General features: G+C 48.4%; 20 protein-coding genes. 15 read left to right on the top strand and 5 right to left on the bottom strand.

The features are described 5' to 3' along the window. Window positions 1-31: 31 nt before the first annotated feature. The 5 genes from lnt to rluD form a co-directional block, all read right to left on the bottom strand. Complete coding sequence (lnt, locus tag NSMM_RS04735; RefSeq protein ID WP_090285116.1) at window positions 32-1,525, bottom strand: apolipoprotein N-acyltransferase; 1,494 nt, start codon at window positions 1,523-1,525, stop codon at window positions 32-34. Between the two features lie 43 nt (window positions 1,526-1,568). After that, window positions 1,569-1,937 (bottom strand): DUF6164 family protein, encoded by a 369-nt coding sequence (locus NSMM_RS04730; protein WP_090285113.1) that lies wholly within the window; start codon window positions 1,935-1,937, stop codon window positions 1,569-1,571. Between the two features lie 97 nt (window positions 1,938-2,034). Continuing rightward, the gene (gene rpsI / locus NSMM_RS04725) at window positions 2,035-2,427 is read right to left on the bottom strand and encodes a 30S ribosomal protein S9 (protein ID WP_090285111.1); all 393 of its coding nucleotides are present in this window, start codon (window positions 2,425-2,427) and stop codon (window positions 2,035-2,037) included. Between the two features lie 9 nt (window positions 2,428-2,436). Next, window positions 2,437-2,871 (bottom strand): 50S ribosomal protein L13, encoded by a 435-nt coding sequence (rplM, locus tag NSMM_RS04720; protein ID WP_090285162.1) that lies wholly within the window; start codon window positions 2,869-2,871, stop codon window positions 2,437-2,439. Window positions 2,872-2,965: 94 nt separating this feature from the next. Beyond that, complete coding sequence (gene rluD, locus NSMM_RS04715; RefSeq protein ID WP_090285109.1) at window positions 2,966-3,976, bottom strand: 23S rRNA pseudouridine(1911/1915/1917) synthase RluD; 1,011 nt, start codon at window positions 3,974-3,976, stop codon at window positions 2,966-2,968. 146 nt (window positions 3,977-4,122) lie between these two features. On the opposite strand from rluD, the gene leuC reads away from it, so the two are divergent. The 15 genes from leuC (at window position 4,123) to purF (ending at window position 20,185) form a co-directional block, all read left to right on the top strand. After that, window positions 4,123-5,526 (top strand): 3-isopropylmalate dehydratase large subunit, encoded by a 1,404-nt coding sequence (gene leuC / locus NSMM_RS04710; RefSeq protein ID WP_090285107.1) that lies wholly within the window; start codon window positions 4,123-4,125, stop codon window positions 5,524-5,526. Window positions 5,527-5,560: 34 nt separating this feature from the next. Further along, a complete protein-coding gene (locus tag NSMM_RS04705) occupies window positions 5,561-5,686 on the top strand; it encodes an entericidin A/B family lipoprotein (RefSeq protein ID WP_090285105.1) in 126 nt (41 codons plus the stop codon). A 21-nt stretch (window positions 5,687-5,707) separates the two neighbouring features. After that, a complete protein-coding gene (leuD, locus tag NSMM_RS04700; protein WP_090285103.1) occupies window positions 5,708-6,346 on the top strand; it encodes a 3-isopropylmalate dehydratase small subunit in 639 nt (212 codons plus the stop codon). Between the two features lie 15 nt (window positions 6,347-6,361). Next, window positions 6,362-7,423, top strand: a complete 1,062-nt coding sequence (gene leuB / locus NSMM_RS04695) for a 3-isopropylmalate dehydrogenase (RefSeq protein ID WP_090285101.1) — start codon at window positions 6,362-6,364, stop codon at window positions 7,421-7,423. A gap of 278 nt (window positions 7,424-7,701) precedes the next feature. Then, window positions 7,702-8,823 (top strand): aspartate-semialdehyde dehydrogenase, encoded by a 1,122-nt coding sequence (gene asd, locus NSMM_RS04690; RefSeq protein WP_090285099.1) that lies wholly within the window; start codon window positions 7,702-7,704, stop codon window positions 8,821-8,823. Between the two features lie 211 nt (window positions 8,824-9,034). After that, the gene (locus tag NSMM_RS04685; protein WP_245654683.1) at window positions 9,035-11,272 is read left to right on the top strand and encodes a motility hub landmark protein FimV; all 2,238 of its coding nucleotides are present in this window, start codon (window positions 9,035-9,037) and stop codon (window positions 11,270-11,272) included. 288 nt (window positions 11,273-11,560) lie between these two features. Continuing rightward, complete coding sequence (truA, locus tag NSMM_RS04680; protein WP_090285094.1) at window positions 11,561-12,343, top strand: tRNA pseudouridine(38-40) synthase TruA; 783 nt, start codon at window positions 11,561-11,563, stop codon at window positions 12,341-12,343. A gap of 31 nt (window positions 12,344-12,374) precedes the next feature. Further along, window positions 12,375-13,001 (top strand): phosphoribosylanthranilate isomerase, encoded by a 627-nt coding sequence (locus NSMM_RS04675; RefSeq protein WP_090285093.1) that lies wholly within the window; start codon window positions 12,375-12,377, stop codon window positions 12,999-13,001. After that, window positions 12,988-14,187 (top strand): tryptophan synthase subunit beta, encoded by a 1,200-nt coding sequence (gene trpB, locus NSMM_RS04670; protein ID WP_218121012.1) that lies wholly within the window; start codon window positions 12,988-12,990, stop codon window positions 14,185-14,187. The genes NSMM_RS04675 and trpB overlap by 14 nt, the downstream gene beginning before the upstream one ends. Before the next feature lie 54 nt (window positions 14,188-14,241). Beyond that, on the top strand, window positions 14,242-15,069 hold the full coding sequence (trpA, locus tag NSMM_RS04665) for a tryptophan synthase subunit alpha (RefSeq protein ID WP_090285091.1): 828 nt from the start codon (window positions 14,242-14,244) through the stop codon (window positions 15,067-15,069). Window positions 15,070-15,072: 3 nt separating this feature from the next. Continuing rightward, the gene (gene accD / locus NSMM_RS04660; RefSeq protein ID WP_090285090.1) at window positions 15,073-15,942 is read left to right on the top strand and encodes an acetyl-CoA carboxylase, carboxyltransferase subunit beta; all 870 of its coding nucleotides are present in this window, start codon (window positions 15,073-15,075) and stop codon (window positions 15,940-15,942) included. 164 nt (window positions 15,943-16,106) lie between these two features. Next, window positions 16,107-17,390 (top strand): bifunctional tetrahydrofolate synthase/dihydrofolate synthase, encoded by a 1,284-nt coding sequence (folC, locus tag NSMM_RS04655; RefSeq protein ID WP_090285087.1) that lies wholly within the window; start codon window positions 16,107-16,109, stop codon window positions 17,388-17,390. Between the two features lie 16 nt (window positions 17,391-17,406). Further along, window positions 17,407-18,075, top strand: a complete 669-nt coding sequence (locus tag NSMM_RS04650; RefSeq protein ID WP_090285085.1) for an SPOR domain-containing protein — start codon at window positions 17,407-17,409, stop codon at window positions 18,073-18,075. Further along, window positions 18,076-18,573 (top strand): CvpA family protein, encoded by a 498-nt coding sequence (locus NSMM_RS04645; protein ID WP_090285083.1) that lies wholly within the window; start codon window positions 18,076-18,078, stop codon window positions 18,571-18,573. Window positions 18,574-18,667: 94 nt separating this feature from the next. Then, window positions 18,668-20,185 (top strand): amidophosphoribosyltransferase, encoded by a 1,518-nt coding sequence (gene purF, locus NSMM_RS04640; RefSeq protein ID WP_090285081.1) that lies wholly within the window; start codon window positions 18,668-18,670, stop codon window positions 20,183-20,185. Window positions 20,186-20,187 lie beyond the last annotated feature (2 nt).

Below are 20,187 nucleotides of genomic sequence, written 5' to 3'. Positions count from 1 at the left end.
GCCTGCCCGTGTGATTCAAAATATCGCGATTCTACAGGTTTTTGCGCAGTGCCGAAAACACTGTGACGCTGCCAGCCAGCAACAGCAGGCTGATCAGACCCAGGATCGGTCCGTTGCCATACCGCACGTACGGAGTGGCGCCACTGAACCCCTGTACTTCTCCGTTCAGTGCGCCAGTCGTAAACATTTCCAGCGTTTGTAGCACCCGTCCGCGCTCGTCGATGATTGCGGTTACCCCTGTATTGGTGGCACGCAGCATGTAGCGCCCGGTTTCGAGCGCGCGCATCTGCGAAATCTGTAAATGCTGCCAGGGGCCGATCGACCGTCCGAACCAGGCATCATTACTGACATTCACCAGCAGTTCAGCTTTAGGAAGTTGCCAGATAATTTCTTCGCCAAATACGTCTTCGTAGCAGATATTGATCGCGACTTGCTTCCCCGCGAGTTGCATTGGCTGCTGGTGCCTGCTGCCACGAGAAAAATCTGACAATGGAATATTCAGGACTTCAACGATGCGCCCAAATACCGGTTTTAGCGGAATATACTCGCCAAACGGTACCAAATGATGCTTGCGGTATTTTTGTTCGGGTGATATCCCAAAACTGAACATCGTATTGTAATATTCGTCATCAGTTGTGCCCCGTTCCGCCATACCGATCAGGGTATCTCCCTGATTGCGCCGTGCATGATCTCTGAGGATTGATCGATATGACTCGGGTAATTCCTCGCTGAACAATGGAAAGGAGATTTCCGGCGTGATGATCAGTTGACCTGAGCTTTCCTTAACCAGTTGCAGGTAAGTCTGCAACGAGGTTAGCGTATGATCGGGACGCCATTTCAGATCCTGTGGAATATTGCCCTGCAGCAGACTTACTTTGATCGGCTCACCAGAGGGTGTAACCCAACTGAGCTGTTGCAATCCCCATCCAGCCAGCCAGATTACGATCAGCGGTACGCCAAACCGCCAGTTTTTCCATTGCTCCTGCCAGCAGGCCAATCCGGAGGCAGTTAGAATCAGCAGGAAAGAAACGCCGTATACTCCGATAATGGATGCAAAACCGGCTAGCGGACTGGCCGGTGCTTGCGAATAACCGACCGCCAGCCAGGGAAAACCGGTAAACAGCACACCACGCAACCATTCACTAAATGTCCAAAGGGCAGCAATGATCCATGGCCAGATCAGCGACCTGCGCAAAGCAGTGAGGTTGGCAATACCGGCGGCCAGCCCGGGAAACAGGGAAAGATAAATGCACAGCAGTATCAGCGCGATGATTGCCAGTGGCGGTGGCATGCTCCCGAAATCATGTAAACTGATGTATAGCCAGCTTACACCGACACCAAACAATCCTGCGGCAAAGCTGAAGCCGATTAAGGCAGCCTGAAAAGGGGTGGCACTTTTACGCAGCAATATACCCAGTAATGCCAGTGTGAGCAACGGCAGCAGGTAAAAATAGAATGGCGCGAAACCTGGAACCGTCAGGATGCCAAGCAGACAGGCGGATAAGGCTCTTGAGGTATGCTTCAAATCAGCGCAATAAAATAATTTTTATGAATACTATTCGGTAGATCTACCATTTTCCAAGCTCTACCACGATCTTGAATGGCAGATAAAGCAACACAATAACGATAAAAATATAGCCAATGAACGCGAGCGGATTTTCCAGAAAACTATCTTTCAGTGTTTTTTGTTTACCCGCTTGTTTTAGTTTGGCATATTCTATACGTATACGTTGGGTACGGTCTATCTGATAAGCATCCAGCAACTCTTTGGCTTCCGGATAGCGCGAGTCGTCCTGCAGCCAGAGTGCCGGCAGTGAAATGCCCCAGTTACCCGCTGACGTTTCATAGTATTCGATCTGCTTTTCTGTCAGTAGCGCACGAATCTCATCCGCTTCATCATCCGGCACTCCTCGCAGTTTGAATAGTAGTTTAGACATTGCCGGTAAAAACTCCCATTCCTATAAATAATCGAAGTTACAGTAATCCGGACACAAGAAAGCCGCCCTGAAGGCGGCTTTCTTGATGGTAAACAGCTTAGCGTTTTGAGAATTGCTTACGCCGACGAGCCTTGCGGAATCCAACTTTCTTTCGCTCCACCTCGCGTGCATCACGTGTCACAAGACCTGCCTTTTTCAGAACAGGCTTAAGGGTTTCATCGTAATCAATGAGTGCACGCGTAATGCCATGACGAACCGCGCCCGCCTGACCGGATTCACCGCCGCCATGTATGTTCACCATGATATCGAGAGTGTTGGTGTGCCCAGTAAGTTCCAGAGGTTGACGTACCACCATGCGCCCGGTTTCCCGCGAAAAATATTCATCTATGGGTTTACGATTCACAGTAATGGTGCCTGTTCCAGATTTGATGAAAACTCGTGCGACAGCGCTTTTTCTACGCCCGGTACCGTAATTGTATTGGATTGCCATAAGTGAATGTTATGTATTGATCTCTAGAGGTTGTGGTTGTTGAGCAGTGTGGGGATGCGTGCTTCCAGCATAAAGTTTTAGCTTTTTAAGCATGGCATAGCCAAGGGGCCCTTTGGGAAGCATACCCTTGACGGCTTTCTGAAGTGGTCTGTCAGGAAAACGAGTGTGCATCTTGCGGAAAGTGGTTTCGTAAATTCCACCGGGATAGCCGCTATGACGATAATATTTCTTGTCGTCAGCCTTGTTTCCTGTAACTCGCAGCTTGTCAACATTAATTACCACAATATAGTCGCCTGTATCCACATGCGGGGTATAAATCGGCTTATGTTTTCCGCGCAGACGGTGGGCAATGGCCGCGGCCAGTCTGCCTAGAACTTTGTCGGTCGCATCAACCACAAACCACTCGTGATTGACTTCATGTGGTTTGGCAGAAAAAGTCTTCACTACTGATTTCCCTTTGAGGTACAAAAATGAAGCGCGATTATCAGCCAGCGCCATGAAAATGTCAATCTTCTGAAAGAGTATTATCAAAAAACAATCAGAAAGATCTTAATGTTCTCAACAAATCGGCAATATCATTTGGTATGGGTGAGTTCCATTGCATCCATTGTCCGGTCTGTGGGTGGTTCAGTTCAAGCCGCAGTGCGTGCAGGGCCTGCCTTGGAAATTGCAAAATCGTTTCAGGCAAGCGAGCATTAATTGGATCAACAAATTTTCCGCCATAGACAGGATCTCCGGCCAGAGGATGACCGATTGCACGTAAATGAACGCGTATTTGATGTGTGCGACCAGTTTCCAGGCTGCAACGCAATAGTGTGCATGTCTGAAAATTCTCCAAGATATAGTAGTAGGTACGTGCAGGCTTACCGTTTTCGGTAACCGCCATTCGTGTCCGGTGCTTGGGATGTCTGCCAATGGGTGCATCCACCACGCCATTTTTTCTGATATCGCCCAGTACAATTGCCAGATAGTCTCTTTTCACGGATCGTTGCTGTAATTGCCTGACCAGGCTGAATTGTGCTTCAACAGTTTTGGCAACGACGAGCAGCCCGGATGTCAGTTTATCCAGGCGATGAACAATGCCTGCGCGGGGGACGTGGTTGAGCTGCTCTGCATGATTGAGTAATGCATTAAGCATGGTGCCCTGCCAGTTGCCATTTCCTGGGTGGACGACAAGTCCGGCGGGTTTGTCGATTACCAGCAAGTGACGGTCTTCGTACACAATGCTTAGTGGTATCGCCTCAGGGTGATGGCAGCGATCTGTATCGATCAGGCCGGGCAAAACTCTGATTTTCTCACCCCCCCATATTTTCTGTCGGGTGCTGGCGATCATGCCATCTACACTGATACGGCCCTGTTTGATCCATTCTTGCAGTCTGCTGCGCGACCATTGCGGCAATAAACGAGCCAGAACCTGATCAAGACGCAGGCCGGCAGTGTTTTCGGGTGCGTCCAGATCGAGTACATCATCATCCCGTTCAATCGACGTGGAAAGTATTTGCTTTACGTTATAATCCTCAAAGGAATGTTTACGTTTGGTATGACTCATTGTGTATCACAATTTTTTGAAATGAAAGAGAGGGTTCACTGCTTCCGGCATATCATGCGCTTTCCGAGAGACTAAAAGAATTATAATCTTCTGGTTAAAGAGTATTCCTGAAAATCCAGGCAGTCATCTAGTTTAAGATTAAGGCCATGAAAACGTTATACGATAAGCTGTGGGAAAGTCACGTTGTACATGCGGAGTCAGATGGAGCCGACGCCACGGTTCTGCTGTATATCGACCGGCATTTGGTGCATGAAGTGACAAGCCCGCAGGCATTTGAAAGTTTGAGAATGGCTGGGCGCAAGCCATGGCGAACCAGCTCAATTTTGGCGGTGGCGGATCATAATGTTCCAACAACGGATCGTCGGCACGGTATCAGCGACCCTGTATCGCGTCTACAGGTCGAGACGCTCGATCAAAATTGTGATGAATTTGGTATTACTGAATTCAAAATGGACGACCTGCGCCAAGGGATCGTGCATGTCATTGGGCCGGAGCAGGGTGCTACTTTACCTGGTATGACGGTAGTTTGCGGAGATTCCCACACCAGCACGCACGGAGCATTTGCCTGCCTGGCCTTTGGTATTGGCACTTCGGAAGTTGAGCACGTGCTGGCAACACAATGCCTTGTGACCAAAAAATCCAGAGCGATGCAGGTGCTGGTGGAAGGGGTGTTGCCTGCAGGTGTGACTGCCAAGGATATCGCCCTTGCGGTAATTGGCGAGATTGGTACCGCTGGCGGAAATGGATATGCTATTGAATTTGCTGGTAGCGCAATCCGGGCGCTGAGTATGGAAGGACGCATGACGTTGTGCAATATGGCAATTGAGGCAGGTGCGCGCGCTGGTATGATCGCAGTAGATGATGTGACTATCGATTACCTCAAGGATCGACCTTTTGCGCCAAAAGGTTTGTTATGGGAACAGGCAATAGCTTATTGGCGGACACTTAAGAGTGATGAAGATGCCATTTTTGATCGAACGGTAAGAATGGATGCGACCAGAATCAAGCCACAAGTGACGTGGGGGACTTCGCCCGAAATGGTTGCGTCAGTAAATGGACGTGTTCCTGCTCCGTCCGATATTGTGGATGTGGTCAAGCGCAATGCCGTGATGCGTGCGCTTGAATATATGGATCTGCAGCCCCATATGCCCATCACTGAAATCTATCTCGACAAAATTTTTATCGGTTCTTGCACCAACTCTCGCATTGAAGATTTGCGGGCGGCAGCAGCTGTAGTGGCTGGAAAAAAAATCGCTTCCAACATCAAACTTGCCATGGTTGTGCCGGGATCGGGTCTGGTAAAATCACAAGCAGAGCAGGAAGGGCTGGACAGGATTTTTCGGGAGGCGGGATTTGAGTGGCGCGATCCAGGGTGTTCGATGTGTCTCGCTATGAATGAAGATCGATTGGGTTCGGGAGAGCGCTGTGCTTCGACTTCCAATCGCAACTTTGAAGGCAGACAGGGCCCAGGTGGAAGAACCCACTTGGTAAGTCCGGTAATGGCGGCAGCGGCGGCTATTGCAGGTCATTTTGTTGATATTGATTCATAATTTAATTATTACTTTTCTTCAGAGGATATTGCCCATGAAAAATAGCTGTTTATTATTGTTGTTGGTATTAGTGTTGTCATTGTCATCCTGTAATACTATGCAGGGTCTTGGTAAGGATGTTCAGCGGGGTGGTGAGGCAATTGAGAAAACGGCGAAATAAATTCGGTTATTAGATTAATAGATGAAGAAATTTGAGCAGTGTAATGGCCTGGTGGTACCGTTGGATCGCGCTAATGTCGATACCGATGCAATTATTCCCAAACAGTTTCTGAAATCAATCAAACGTTCCGGGTTTGGGCAGTATCTGTTTGATGAATGGCGTTTTTTGGACCATGGTGAACCGGGAATGACAGTGGCCCAACGCCAGATCAATCCGGATTTTATTCTGAATCAACCGCGATATCAGGGTGCGGAGATTCTGCTCGCACGCGATAATTTTGGCTGCGGATCCAGCCGCGAGCATGCGCCGTGGGCGTTGCAGGATTATGGATTCAGCATCATCATCGCCCCAAGTTTTGCCGATATCTTTTTCAACAATTGCTTCAAGATAGGTTTGTTGCCGATAGTGCTGGATGGAACGATTGTAGATCGCCTGATCAAGGCAACTGAAGCTACAGTTGGCTATCGATTGTTAGTTGAACTTAATGCGCAGATTGTTTCAACCCCTTCAGGAGAACATTACTTTTTTGAGATAGATGCTTTCCGCAAACATTGTCTACTGAATGGCCTGGATGAAATTGGTCAGACTTTGCAACATGCTGAAAAAATAAGGGACTACGAGAAAAAACGACGGATAGAGCAACCGTGGTTGTTTGCGTAACATAAGCGGAATAATATGAAGATTGCATTGCTTGCAGGGGACGGTATCGGGTCGGAAATAGTTGCTCAGGCTGAACGGGTGCTACGGTTTTTTATCGAGGAAGGCCAGAAAATTGAGATTGAGCCCGGTTTATTGGGCGGGTGCGCGGTTGACGCTTGCGGTGAGCCTTTTCCGCCTGCAACGCAGCAATTAGCTGCCGATGCCGACGCACTTTTGCTGGGCGCGGTTGGTGGACCGCGCTACGATTTATTGCCTCGTGAAAAACGTCCAGAGCAAGGATTGCTGTCTATTCGCAAGGCTTTGAATCTGTTTGCTAATTTTCGACCTGTCATGTTGTTTCCTGAGTTGGCAAATGCTTCTACGCTGAAAGCGGAAGTTGTCTCTGGTCTCGATATTCTGATTGTGCGTGAATTAACGGGTGATATTTACTTTGGGCAGCCACGTGGTATTGAAATCAGAGAAGGTCAGCGGTTTGGTTTCAATACCATGATTTATTCAGAGTCAGAGATTGCACGGATTGCGCATGTTGCTTTTCAGGCTGCCCGCAGGCGCAACGGCAGGTTGTGCTCTATTGATAAAATGAACGTGCTGGAATGCACCCAGCTATGGCGAGATGTCGTCATTGAAACAGCCGAGATTTATCCGGATGTTACGCTATCCCACATGCTGGTGGATAATGCTGCCATGCAGTTGGTAAGGGATCCCAAACAGTTCGATGTTATGGTGACCGGCAATATTTTTGGTGACATTCTTTCGGATGAAGCATCCATGCTGACTGGCTCAATCGGCATGCTTCCGTCTGCTTCTCTGGATGAGAACAACAAGGGATTATACGAACCGATACATGGATCGGCGCCGGATATTGCTGACAAAAATATTGCCAATCCGTTAGCGACTATTTTGTCCGTTGCGATGATGATGCGCTATTCTTTCAGTGAAGAGCAGCTGGCTGTCAGGATAGAGCGCGCAGTCCGACAGGTGTTGGCGGAAGGTTATCGAACGGCTGATATCTTTGAGACAGGTATGCGCAAAGTCAGTACAACCGAGATGGGCGATGCAGTATTAAGCTATTTGTAGGCACGGTCCCAAAGGGCGTCTATTAAAACTCATTTTTGTTGCCGTATGTTGTTGTGCATGAAAATACTTTCTATATATCAAATAGATGTTGCACCAATATTTTTTATACTTGCCCGGTATCGTTTAGAGCTCTGAATTTCAGGAAACGCCCTAAAGTCGACTATTGAAATTCACGTAATAACTCTTTGCGGATTCTTATAAAAATCCATATCTACAGACACTCCTCGAAAAGAATGTCTGTTTAATTAGTTTTATCACAATACGAGTTTAATCATCAAATGAAAAGAGTTGGTTTTGTTGGGTGGCGGGGAATGGTCGGTTCTGTATTGATGCAGCGGATGCGCGAAGAAAATGATTTTGATCTAATCGAGCCAATATTTTTTTCAACTTCACAGGCGGGTGGTGTAGCCCCCGAAATCGGGCGCGACGTTCCCCCGCTCAAAAACGCTTTTGATACTAATGCGCTGCGGGGTATGGATATTATTATTTCATGTCAGGGCGGTGATTATACTAATGAAATTTTTGGCAAACTGCGTACTGCCGGCTGGAATGGTTACTGGATTGACGCGGCTTCAACCCTCAGAATGCAGGATGATGCTGTCATCGTACTCGATCCGGTCAATCGTCCGGTTATTGAAAAAGCTTTGCGCCGTGGAGTGCAAAATTTTATTGGAGGTAATTGTACGGTCAGTCTGATGCTAATGGCGGTTGGGGGATTGTTTGAGCATGACCAAGTCGAATGGGCAAGCATTATGACCTATCAGGCCGCTTCAGGGGCGGGCGCACAGAATATGCGAGAATTACTGACCCAGATGGGGCAGACTTATCAGGTTGCCAAGGATTTGCTGGAAAACCCGGCATCCAATATCCTGGATATTGATCGCCAGGTATCCCAAAAACTGCGTGACCATGACTTCCCAGTTGAAAATTTTGGTGTGCCACTGGCTGGCAGTTTGATCCCATGGATTGATCGTGAAATTGCGCATGGACAAAGTCGCGAAGAGTGGAAAGGTCAGGCTGAAACCAACAAGATACTCGATCATACTGTCAGTCCGGTTCCAATCGATGGTATCTGTGTGCGGGTAGGTGCCATGCGCTGCCATTCGCAGGCGTTAACGATTAAACTTAAGCGTGATGTTCCGCTGGATGAAGTTGATGAAATGATTTCGACAGCGAATGACTGGGTACGAATTATTCCCAATGAACGGGAAATTACGACCAAAGAACTCACACCAGTTGCCGTAAACGGTAAGCTGGATATTCATGTTGGCCGCATTCGTAAATTAAATATGGGTGGGAAATATTTGTCTGCTTTTACAGTAGGTGACCAGTTGCTGTGGGGCGCGGCAGAACCATTGCGCCGGATGATGCGAATGATCGTCACTGAGCAGGCTTGCTGATATCCTTATAGCATAGTTTTTGGCTGGAAATGACAAATTAAGCTGATTTGATCAATCAATTCTGATTCCACTTGGCATATTTCGATGTTAGTATCAAAAAGTTATTTTGGGAAATATCAGGGGTAACTGTGTGAAAAAAATTAAATACATGCGGAAGATAATATTTCTTCCCCACTTGCTGCTAAATATATCGCTATTGATTTGTCTGTTCATGGCCCCATGGATAGTGCTGGCAGCGGGCCTGGGTAAGCTGACCGTGGGTTCTTATCTAGGGCAACCATTTAAGGCTGAGGTAGAGCTGGTTGCAATCAAGGAAAGCGACATTCCCACCCTGACAGCGAAGTTGGCATCACCGGAGGCATTCCGACAAGCTGGGCTGAAATACCTTGATTATCATGCTGGTTTATCGGTAACGGTAGCAAGGCGAGTTGATGGTCGCCCATACTTGCAGATGGCTTCTTCGCAAAGCATTAATGAGCCCTTCATTAACTTGCTGATTGAACTGAATTCGGCAGCTGGCCGCTTGTTGCGGGAATATACAGTTTTACTTGATCCGGCAGAAATGCCACTCACGCCACAAGTCCCCGTTACACAGAATGACGCGGTTAAAGCGGGTACTGACGAATCTGCGCGAGCATCTACCGAAGGGATGGCAAACACTAGGTCAGTTGTATCAAGCGTCCGGCAGCAATCTGCCGATGACTGGAATGAAGCCAGTTATGGTCCTGTGGTATCCGGTGACAATCTGACCCGAATCGCACGGCAAATAACGCCAGATGGTATTGATCTTAACCAGATGCTGGTAGCGTTATATCGTGCCAATCGTGATGCTTTTATTGAAAAAAATATGAATTTGCTCAGAATTGGAGCAGTTCTTCGTATTCCCGAGCAACAGGAAATTGCATCAATCTCACCAAAAGAAGCGGTACGTGAAGTCAGAACGCAAACAGCCGACTGGCATAGTTATCGCCAGAGAGTTGCCGATATGGCCAACGGGATTGTCAGCTCGCAATCGCAGCAATCAGCATCGGGTAAAATTACATCGGTTACCGATGAGGCCACTTCGGCAGAAGGCGCCATATCCCAAGAGGTGCTGCGACTCTCTAAAGGGGAGCTGCTTCAGGACAAACAACCGACCAATGCTGAGGTTGCGAAAGGTTCATCTCAGCAACATATGCAAATGATGGAAGAAGACGCCATCGCGAAAGAACGTGCTTTGCGAGAGGCAAATGAGCGTGTTGCCCAGCTGGAGCAGAATGTTAACAGGCTGCAGCGCTTATTGCAGCTTAAGGATGAAGGACTGGAATCGGCACAGCTTGGCCAGCTTTCTAAGTCAGTATTGACACCCGCTGAGCCGGCCAGTATACCATCTGCAGAAGCACCATCAGTGCCTGCAGATGAATATGCCGGTCAGGATTTTGCAAGGGACTCGTCGGTCATGCCGGAATTTACAATCCCTGCTCAACCCGTAACAGATCCGATCCCTGCAACTATTTTGCAACCCGATCTCACAGATCCGGACGAATTCGCCTGGCTGGATGCGCTCATTGATTTCGCGACCGAAAATGTTATGCTGATCGGTGGTGCGCTGGCAGTTTTACTGGCTACTTGGCTTGGTATTTCCATGTTTCATCGTCGTCAGGAGCAAGCGGAGATAGACGCATATGATGACATAGGAAATTATGAAGTGATTGAGCCGGGGAGTGCTTCGGCTTCGGAAATTTCCGGCACACGCACAGAAAATGATGTTCCTGGCCAGTCTGATTTTGATCGAGAAACAGAAAAGAGCGGAGTTGAAGGAACGTCTCCCAACCCAGCATTTTTCTTTGGCAGGAAACTGGATGAGAGTCCGTCTACAGAAGAGGTATCTACAGCTGGATCTGCTCAAACCAGTTCAGAAGATTCAATTGAATTATCAAGAATATTTCAAGAAGAGATTAAAATTGAAACTGATTCCGATTCCGATGAAAGAGATGAAGGTTCCAAACAATCGGCTGACATTATGGCTGAGAAGGCAATCGATACGTGGCGTTCCCCTAGTAGCGAAACTCGTGAAACTGAGGAACACGTCGAGAAGAATATTTTTGACGAAGATGCGCTGGTTGATGAACCTGCGGCCTCCAAGGATAGTCACGAAATTGATTTTGAATCGAACTATGCAGACCATGCGGAACAGGCCGGGCATAAATCTGTCAATCTCGACGAAAAATTCGCTCGTATTGATCTGAATTTTGGAGACGAATCTGCAGCAACGCCGGCATCCAAAAACTTTGTGGAAGCAGGAAGCGATCACTGGCAGGAAGTTTCCACTAAAATTGATCTGGCAAAAGCCTATCTTGAAATGGAAGATCGGGATGGCGCTCGAGAAATTCTTCAGGAAGTTCTGCAGGAAGGTGATGCTGAGCAACAGGAAACAGCACGAACCATGCTGTCTGAAATCGGTGATTAAATGATTAAACAGGTCGGGTTGCACATTACGTAACCCAAGCGAAGCTCGTTTCGGTTGGGGCATCGTATCAAATGGCCTGCGTTACGTTCTTTAGTTGACCTCCAAAATTTAAAGTTTTAAGCAAGACTGAGTGCGAATAAAAAATGTTGACGCCGCATGTATGTGAGAAAACGTTTTTATGCAGCGAAGTATTGTGATGAGCTGTGGTTTTTGGGACGCGTCTTTTATTGAACCCGTTTATTTTATGATCACTGTCCGAAACCAACAGCTGGCAATCATCTCCTTTTCGTGAAAGTTGCCTTGGTGCTGGAATACGATGGACAAGGCTATTGTGGCTGGCAGAAACAGCCTGCGCGTCCGTCTGTTCAGTCTGAACTGGAAAACGCATTATCGCATATCGCCTGTCAGTCTATTCGGACGGTAGCTGCGGGACGTACCGACGCAGGCGTACATGCCTTGTATCAGGTTGTACATTTTGAAACCAATGTTGCGCGTCCTATGACTGCCTGGGTCAGGGGAGTGAATGCGTTAGTATCCCCTGCGCTTTCGGTGCTATGGGCTGGTGAGGTTCCTCACGATTTTCATGCCCGTTACAGTGCAAATGGGCGTACTTACGTATATCGCCTACTAAATCGTCCTGTTCGCCCTGCGGTTCTGCAAGGAAAAGTTGGTTGGATTCACGACCCCCTTGATCTCAGGAAAATGCAGGCCGCGTCCGAGTGGTTAGTCGGGGAACATGACTTCAGTACATTTCGTTCAGCCGAATGCCAGGCAAAAAGTGCGGTGCGTCAAATTCACAAACTTGAGATTACGCAGCAAGGGCCACTCCTGACTTTTGAGCTGCACGCCAACGCTTTTTTGCAGCACATGGTTCGCAATATTGTCGGCAGCCTCGTTTATATTGGTAAGGGACGATATTCTACCGAATGGATTCAAATGATCCTGGATAAACGCGATCGTGCTTTAGCCGCCCCCACCTTTTCGCCGGATGGATTGTATCTGGCGGGTGTGCATTACCCTGATATCTGGCACTTGCCGACAATCAAGGCACTGCATACAAGCATCTCGTGATGTTTGGCAGAAACCGAAGGAAATAACTCTCATGCAGATTCGCGTAAAAATATGTGGCATCACCTGCCCGGAAGATGCACTGGCAGCTGTAGCATCCGGGGCGGATGCTATTGGTTTTATTCTCTGGGAACAGAGCGCGCGTTTTATTTCACCGGTCGATGTCAAAAAAATCACCGAATTTTTACCACCTTTTGTGCATACTGTGGGAGTGTATGTCAATCCGGAAAAAGCGTGGGTAGAAAAAAGTGCAGCAATAGCAAATTTGAGTCTATTGCAGTTTCATGGTGATGAATCTCCCGAATTCTGCAGCCAGTTTCATTTACCTTATATCAAGGCGTTTCGTGTCAAGGAGGGATTGGATTTGCTACAATGCGCACAGCAACATGCGAATGCACGTGCCTTGTTGCTGGATGCATATAAGGCGGGTATGCCGGGTGGCACAGGCTGTGTCTTCGACTGGAAGCTGATTCCCGCTGCTTTACCTGTGCCTTGGGTGCTGTCAGGTGGGTTGCATCCGGAAAATATCGTGGAAGCAATCCAGCATACGCGTCCGCTAGCTGTGGACGTATCCAGCGGTGTTGAACTGACGCCGGGTATCAAGGATATCAATAAAATAGCTGCATTCATGCAAGGAGTCAGAGCTTGTGAAAATTTATGATCTACCCGACAAACACGGTCATTTTGGTCCTTATGGTGGCACATTCGTAGCCGAGACGCTAATTGCGGCACTGAACGAATTATGCGAGCATTATGAGCGTTGTCGTAATGATCCAATATTTCAAGCGGAATTTTCACAAGAACTCAAACATTACGTGGGACGTCCCAGTCCGGTATATCATGCGAAACGCTGGTCAGAGCATCTGGGTGGCGCGCAGATCCTGCTCAAACGCGAGGATCTCAATCATACTGGTGCACATAAAATCAACAATACGGTCGGCCAGGCACTGCTTGCCAGGCGTATGGGCAAAACCCGCGTGATTGCAGAAACGGGCGCTGGTCAGCATGGCGTGGCAAGTGCAACGGTAGCTGCGCGTTATGGTATGGAGTGCGTGGTTTACATGGGGTCCGAAGATATGAGGCGGCAGGCAACCAATGTTTACCGCATGAAATTACTTGGTGCGACGGTCGTGCCGGTAGAGTCTGGCTCGCGCACGCTTAAGGATGCACTCAATGAAGCCATGCGCGACTGGGTGACCAATGTTGAAAATACTTACTATATTATTGGTACGGTAGCCGGGCCGCACCCCTATCCAATGATGGTCAGGGATTTTCAGGCTGTTATCGGTCAAGAAGCAAAAATGCAAATGCAGCAGGACTATGACCGGCAGCCGGACATACTGATAGCCTGTGTTGGTGGTGGATCAAACGCAATCGGGCTTTTTTATCCATTCGTCGATGATACCGGTGTACGCATGATCGGTGTTGAAGCAGCAGGCAAAGGGATCGGGACTCACCAACATGCCGCTACGCTGGTTACCGGTAAGCCGGGTGTCCTGCATGGTAACCGCACCTATCTGATTCAGGACGAGAATGGTCAGATTGTCGAGACTCATTCCATCTCTGCTGGATTAGATTATCCTGGTGTCGGGCCAGAGCATTCCTGGCTCAAGGATTGCGGGCGTGCCGAATATGTCGCAGTAACAGACGAGGAGGCATTATCGGCTTTTCATGCTCTTTGCCGGTTTGAGGGTATTATTCCTGCACTGGAGTCGAGTCACGCGCTGGCTTATGCTGCCAAGCTCGCTCCTACGTTGGGTAAAGATAAGCTTCTGCTGATTAATCTTTCGGGACGGGGCGATAAAGATATGGCAACTGTCGCAGAACAATCTGGAATTGCACTCTGATCAGGTGGTGATCATTACCTTTCCGCCGTCTGACTTATTTCACCTGAGAAGGAAATGAACCGAATCACATCAACTTTCGCAGCATTAGCGCAACAAAAAAGAAAAGCCTTGATTCCTTTTATCACAGCCGGCGACCCTGATCCTGCTGTCACAGTGGCACTGATGCATCAGTTGGTACAGTCTGGTGTGGATATTATCGAATTAGGCGTGCCGTTTTCAGATCCGATGGCGGATGGTCCGACTATTCAGCGTTCTTCGGAGCGAGCATTGAAACATCACGTTGGCCTGAGAGACGTGATTGTCATGGTGGCGAAATTTCGCCAGAAAAACCAGGCGGTACCGGTGGTGTTGATGGGTTACGCTAATCCTATTGAGGCGATGGGATATGCAGCTTTTGCCGAAGCTGCCAGTGAGGCAGGGGTCGATGGGGTGCTGGTTGTCGATTATCCGCCAGAAGAATGCGCCGAGTGGGTGCAGCAACTGAAAAAATGGGATATTGATCCGATTTTTTTGTTGTCTCCCACGACACCGGAAACGCGCCTGAAACAGGTTGCCCAATTAGCGAGCGGCTATGTTTATTATGTTTCATTAAAAGGTGTGACGGGTGCGTCACACCTTGACCTTGATAGTGTCAGGGATAAACTTGTTCAGCTTCGATCGTATATCAATCTCCCAATTGGGGTTGGTTTTGGTATTCGAGATGAATCAACTGCTCACGCGATCGCTCAGTTGGCTGATGCAGTAGTGGTTGGTAGTCGTATTGTCGAAGAAATCGAGCAAGCTTCCGGCGATAACCCGCTGGAGGTTGTCGGAAATTTGGTTGCTTCCATGCGTCGTGCCATCGATAGCGCGAGTCTTAATGAGGTTGTCACGGAAAAATAAGTCATGAGCTGGTTTCATAGTATTATCCCACCAAAGATCAAGCGTAAGGAAAACGGCGAGAAGAAAGCTGTGCCTCAAGGTTTATGGAGCAAGTGCGCGGCTTGCGAGGCGGTACTTTACTATACTGATCTGGTCAAAAACCTCAATGTTTGCCCGAAATGTGGGCATCACAACCGTATTGCTGCACGAGAACGGCTCGAATTATTACTGGATCCGGCTGATCGTAAGGAAGTCGCCGCGGATGTGACCCCGCTGGACCCGCTTAAATTCAAGGATGGTAAACGCTACACCGAGAGATTAACGCAGGCAAGTGGGTCTACTAATGAGACGGATGCCTTGATTGTCATGCAAGGCACTATTCTATCAGTACCTGTCGTAACAGCCGCATTTGAGTTTGGTTTTATGGGCGGGTCTATGGGATCAGTAGTTGGTGAACGTTTTGCTCGCGCCGTTGAGGTATCGCTGAATCAGCATTCACCTTTTATCTGCTTCAGTGCAAGTGGCGGTGCGCGGATGCAGGAAGGTTTGTTTTCACTGATGCAAATGGCCAAAACCAGCGCGGCATTGGGACGGCTGGCCCAAAATAAATTACCTTTTATATCAGTGCTGACTGACCCTACGATGGGGGGGGTATCGGCAAGTTTTGCTTTTATTGGTGATGTGGTAATTGCAGAACCAGGTGCGTTGATTGGATTTGCCGGGCCGCGTGTCATCGAGCAAACGGTCAGGCAAACGTTGCCCAAAGGATTTCAGCGAGCAGAATTTTTACTTGAACACGGTGCAATTGATCTGATTGTAGACCGTCGCGAAATGCGAGAGCGATTGGCTAATTTATGTAATTTGTTGCTACGTACGCCTGCGTCCCGAAAATAGCAATAACCAGGCGTTGTATTTTGCAATAACGCCATCCACTCTTGGGCCTGCCTGTATCTAAACAACCATCGGCTAAAACCGGCAGTTTTAACCTTGTGATGGACAATAACCCAACTGGCTATTACGCCAAATATCATTATTTCTGCTCCGGCCATTGCTGAATCATGACAGCTAGATCGTTAAAAGACTGGCTTATTTACCTGGAGCAGATTCATCCCAGGATGATTGACATGGGACTGGAACGAGTCCAGCAGGTCAGACTGGCTGCTGATCTGCATCCTCAATTTCCAGTCATCACGGTAGGGGGGACTAATGGAAAGGGCTCGGTCTGCGCTATGCTTGAAGCAATTCTGAGTGAAGCTGGTTATCGCGTTGGCTGTTATACGTCGCCACACCTGCTGCGTTTCAATGAGCGTATTCGCATTCATCGCCAGGAAGCTCCCGACGAAGCAATATGTGCCGCGTTTTCTGCAATAGAATCAGCGCGGCAGATGCATCAAACCTCATTGACTTATTTTGAGGTAGGCACGCTTGCGGCCATGTGGCTTTTTATACGCCAATCAGTAGAGGTTGCGATACTGGAAGTAGGATTGGGAGGACGTTTGGATGCGGTTAACGCCTTTGATCCGGATTGTGCCGTGGTGACCAGTATTGATCTGGATCATCAGGATTACCTCGGCAATACTCGGGGGGCGATTGGTTTGGAAAAAATCGGGATCTTTCGTAAGCATAAACCAGCCGTGTGTGCTGAACCGGAAATCCCGTTCATCGTGCGTCAACATATGCAAGAGATGGGTGCCAATCTTTTTTTGCTAAATGAGCATTTCAGTTACCAGTCGGAAGATTTGTGCTGGCATTATCAGGGCCATCATCGCCAGGATTGCAATCTACCGTTGCCAGCCCTGAATGGTGCCTGTCAGTTGCAAAATGCCAGTGCCGTTCTGGCAACGCTGGAAGCAATGGAAGCGAAACTACCTGTCGCACAGGACTGCATTCGCCGGGGTTTGGAGAGAGTCAGTCTGACGGGAAGATTTCAGCAAATTGCCATCAATCCAGCAGTCGTAGTGGATGTGGCGCATAATCCTGGCGCAGTGCGCCAGCTTGCTGCTAATCTGAATGCTGCAGTACCCGATGGTCAGACCATTGCAGTTGTGGCCATGCTGAAAGACAAAGATATTGTTAGCACTATTCGTGAACTGGTCGGTTCTGTAGATTGCTGGGTAGTGGCCGGACTGGAAGTATCACGTGGCGCTTCGGCCAAGGAAATGCAGGTTGCGCTACGGCAAGCGGGTATTGACCATAAGTGTTTGATTGGCGTTTTTTCGAATGTTTCGCTTGCCTATGCTTATGCCTGTGACTATGCCAATGAAAATGATAGAATATGCGTATTCGGATCATTCCACACAGTTGGTGCTGTGCTGGAAGTATTTGCGGCTATCAACCGTTGAAAAAGTATAAATCAATATGAACAGAAATATTAGTGAAGAAGAAAATCTGCTAAGAAAACGAGCAAGAAGACGCTTGGTTGGCGCAATAACGCTTGTCATTCTGGCAGTGGTCTTTTTGCCGATGATTCTCGACGATGAGCCCAAACCGGAGCAACAGGAGATCGATATTCTGATTCCACCCGAGAATCTGGTAGACGAATCCTACCCGTGGATGACCCCTGAGGATGATCTGGTCTTGGGTGGAAATAAACCTAGCTTGCCACAGGAAGAGCTGCCGTTACCTTTCAGTGACGACATGCCTGCCATGACTGCCGACACTCTGCCTGATTCCGTGAATATGAGAGGACAGATTCCGATTCCTGCCAAAAAACCTGCCCACATACTCACTGTTACACAGCCAGCGCCCGAGAAAAAAACTATCACAGAGAGCGCTACTAGCGCCATCAAAAATTCCGATGGTGCCTATGTCATTCAGTTGGGTGCGTTCTCCGATCCATCCAAAGCCAGTCTGCAAAAACAGAATTTGATCGCCAGTGGAGTAAATGCCTATACAGAAACGATCAAGATTGGCGGTAATGAAATGACCCGTGTACGTATTGGTCCGTTTGCTACTCGTGAGCTGGCGGAAATCGAACATGATCGATTAAAACAACTCGGCTTGAGCGGCGTTGTCACCAGCAAGTAAATGACTGTCTTTGATTATTTCGTTATTGGAGTCATCTCGATCTCGGCACTGCTAAGCATTACTCGCGGCCTGGTTAAAGAAATTGTGTCATTACTGGCGTGGATCATCGCTTTTTTTGCAGCAAGTCGTTATGCTGCTGAAGTTGAACCCTTATTATCTGGTTTTATTGAAGATGATTCGCTGCGTATGTTGATGGCTTACGCAGTAACTTTTTTCATTGTTCTGGTTATAGTGATGTTGTTATCAATGCTATTGTCCACTTTGACCAGAAGCGTTGGCTTGGGCCTGGTAGACCGAATGCTGGGAGCAATTTTCGGTTTTGCACGCGGTGTAATCATTGTGATCGCGCTAGTGCTGGCAGCGGGATTAACACCATTGCCACAATTGCCTGTCTGGCAGCAGGCCGTATTGAGTAAACCACTTGAAATTCTGGCAGCTGACATCATCCCTTGGCTACCGACGAGTTTCAGAGACTTGATTGATTTCGAAAAAAAATAAAATAGAAGTGGCGACAGAACACTGCGGTTGGCATGACCGTCAGTAAATGGCAGCACAACTTTTCTACTGAACGACTTTTTTCGGTGAGTGTTTTATGTGTGGGATTCTAGGTGTGGTGGCGCGGACACCCGCTAACCAACTGCTTTATGATGGCCTGTTGATGCTGCAGCATCGTGGCCAGGATGCTGCTGGAATAGTTACCGCCCAGGGAAACACTTTTCATATGCATAAAGGGCTCGGTATGGTGCGCGATGTTTTTCGTACCCGTAACATGCGCGCCCTGGCCGGAAATATGGGTATCGGGCATGTTCGTTATCCGACTGCCGGGTCATCCAACTCGCCCGCCGAAGCACAGCCGTTCTATGTCAACTCCCCGTTTGGCATTGTGCTGGCACATAACGGTAATCTGACCAACGCCGATGCGCTGAATCAGGAGCTGTTTCTCGCCGATCGCCGTCATGTCAATACCAATTCCGATTCCGAAGTCTTGCTGAACGTGCTAGCACACGAACTGCAGGAACGGGCGACAGGTTACCAGCTTGATCCTGCTGAAATTTTTTCGGCTGTATTCGGCGTGCATGAGCGTTGCCAGGGTGCCTATGCGGTTATTACCATGATTGCCGGTTATGGTCTATTGGCGTTTCGTGATCCCCATGGTATCCGTCCGCTGGTATTCGGTTCAATTGAAACTGGGAATGGTACAGAGTACATGGTGGCATCAGAGAGTGTGGCGCTGGACACACTCGGGTTTCGTCTGATACGTGATGTTGCTCCCGGAGAGGCTATTTTTATTGATGTCGATGGTCGTTTTTACAGCCAGCGCTATCTTGGCCCTGCCAGCCTGAATCCGTGCATATTTGAATATGTTTATCTGGCGCGCCCGGATTCCATGATGAACGGGATCTCGATTTATGAAACGCGACTGAACATGGGCATCAACCTAGCGGATAAGATCAGTGCAACCATGCGTCATCTGGATATCGACGTGGTAATTCCGATCCCGGAATCCAGTCGTCCGAGCGCGATGCAGCTGGCCAATCAGCTTGGAATCGAGTTTCGTGAGGGGTTTGTCAAGAATCGCTATGTTGGCCGGACATTCATCATGCCGGGACAGCAGCAGCGCAGAAAATCGGTACGCCAGAAACTGAATGCGATTGAAATTGAATTTCGTGGTAAAAATGTGCTGCTGGTGGATGATTCCATCGTGCGCGGTACTACCAGTCGCGAGATTGTGCAAATGGCACGTGAAGCAGGTGCAAATAAGATTTTCTTTGCTTCTGCCGCACCACCGGTACGCTATCCGAATGTCTACGGAATCGATATGCCTACCCGCCAGGAGCTGATCGCGACTGATCTTGCTGATGAAGAAATCTGCTACAAGATTGGCGCAGATTATCTGGTTTTTCAGAATTTGGACGCTCTTAAACAGTCCATCACCCGCGCAGATCCATCAGTGAAAAGTTTTGAGACATCCTGTTTTGATGGCCACTACATCACGGGTAATGTTACCCAGGATTATCTTTCTAGAATTGAATCCAAGCGCAAGATTGTGAGTTCAACTCGGGTTGCACACGCCACCCAGCTGGACCTCAGTCTCTTGCTGGCCGACTGATC

This window comes from Nitrosomonas mobilis (assembly GCF_900103035.1).
GTDB lineage: Bacteria > Pseudomonadota > Gammaproteobacteria > Burkholderiales > Nitrosomonadaceae > Nitrosomonas > Nitrosomonas mobilis.
The sequence above is the reverse complement of the archived record's forward strand: the minus strand, read 5'-3'. Positions and strand labels throughout refer to the sequence as shown.

Bases quoted from the DNA above. Each gene is read 5' to 3' on its own strand.
- NSMM_RS04730 (WP_090285113.1), bottom strand. From the start codon at position 1,937: ATGTCTAAACTACTATTCAAACTGCGAGGAGTGCCGGATGATGAAGCG.
- rpsI (WP_090285111.1), bottom strand. From the start codon at position 2,427: ATGGCAATCCAATACAATTACGGTACCGGGCGTAGAAAAAGCGCTGTC.
- rluD (WP_090285109.1), bottom strand. From the start codon at position 3,976: ATGAGTCATACCAAACGTAAACATTCCTTTGAGGATTATAACGTAAAG.
- leuC (WP_090285107.1), top strand. From the start codon at position 4,123: ATGAAAACGTTATACGATAAGCTGTGGGAAAGTCACGTTGTACATGCG.
- NSMM_RS04705 (WP_090285105.1), top strand. From the start codon at position 5,561: ATGAAAAATAGCTGTTTATTATTGTTGTTGGTATTAGTGTTGTCATTG.
- leuD (WP_090285103.1), top strand. From the start codon at position 5,708: ATGAAGAAATTTGAGCAGTGTAATGGCCTGGTGGTACCGTTGGATCGC.
- leuB (WP_090285101.1), top strand. From the start codon at position 6,362: ATGAAGATTGCATTGCTTGCAGGGGACGGTATCGGGTCGGAAATAGTT.
- asd (WP_090285099.1), top strand. From the start codon at position 7,702: ATGAAAAGAGTTGGTTTTGTTGGGTGGCGGGGAATGGTCGGTTCTGTA.
- NSMM_RS04685 (WP_245654683.1), top strand. From the start codon at position 9,035: ATGGCCCCATGGATAGTGCTGGCAGCGGGCCTGGGTAAGCTGACCGTG.
- NSMM_RS04675 (WP_090285093.1), top strand. From the start codon at position 12,375: ATGCAGATTCGCGTAAAAATATGTGGCATCACCTGCCCGGAAGATGCA.
- trpA (WP_090285091.1), top strand. From the start codon at position 14,242: ATGAACCGAATCACATCAACTTTCGCAGCATTAGCGCAACAAAAAAGA.
- accD (WP_090285090.1), top strand. From the start codon at position 15,073: ATGAGCTGGTTTCATAGTATTATCCCACCAAAGATCAAGCGTAAGGAA.
- folC (WP_090285087.1), top strand. From the start codon at position 16,107: ATGACAGCTAGATCGTTAAAAGACTGGCTTATTTACCTGGAGCAGATT.
- NSMM_RS04650 (WP_090285085.1), top strand. From the start codon at position 17,407: ATGAACAGAAATATTAGTGAAGAAGAAAATCTGCTAAGAAAACGAGCA.
- NSMM_RS04645 (WP_090285083.1), top strand. From the start codon at position 18,076: ATGACTGTCTTTGATTATTTCGTTATTGGAGTCATCTCGATCTCGGCA.
- purF (WP_090285081.1), top strand. From the start codon at position 18,668: ATGTGTGGGATTCTAGGTGTGGTGGCGCGGACACCCGCTAACCAACTG.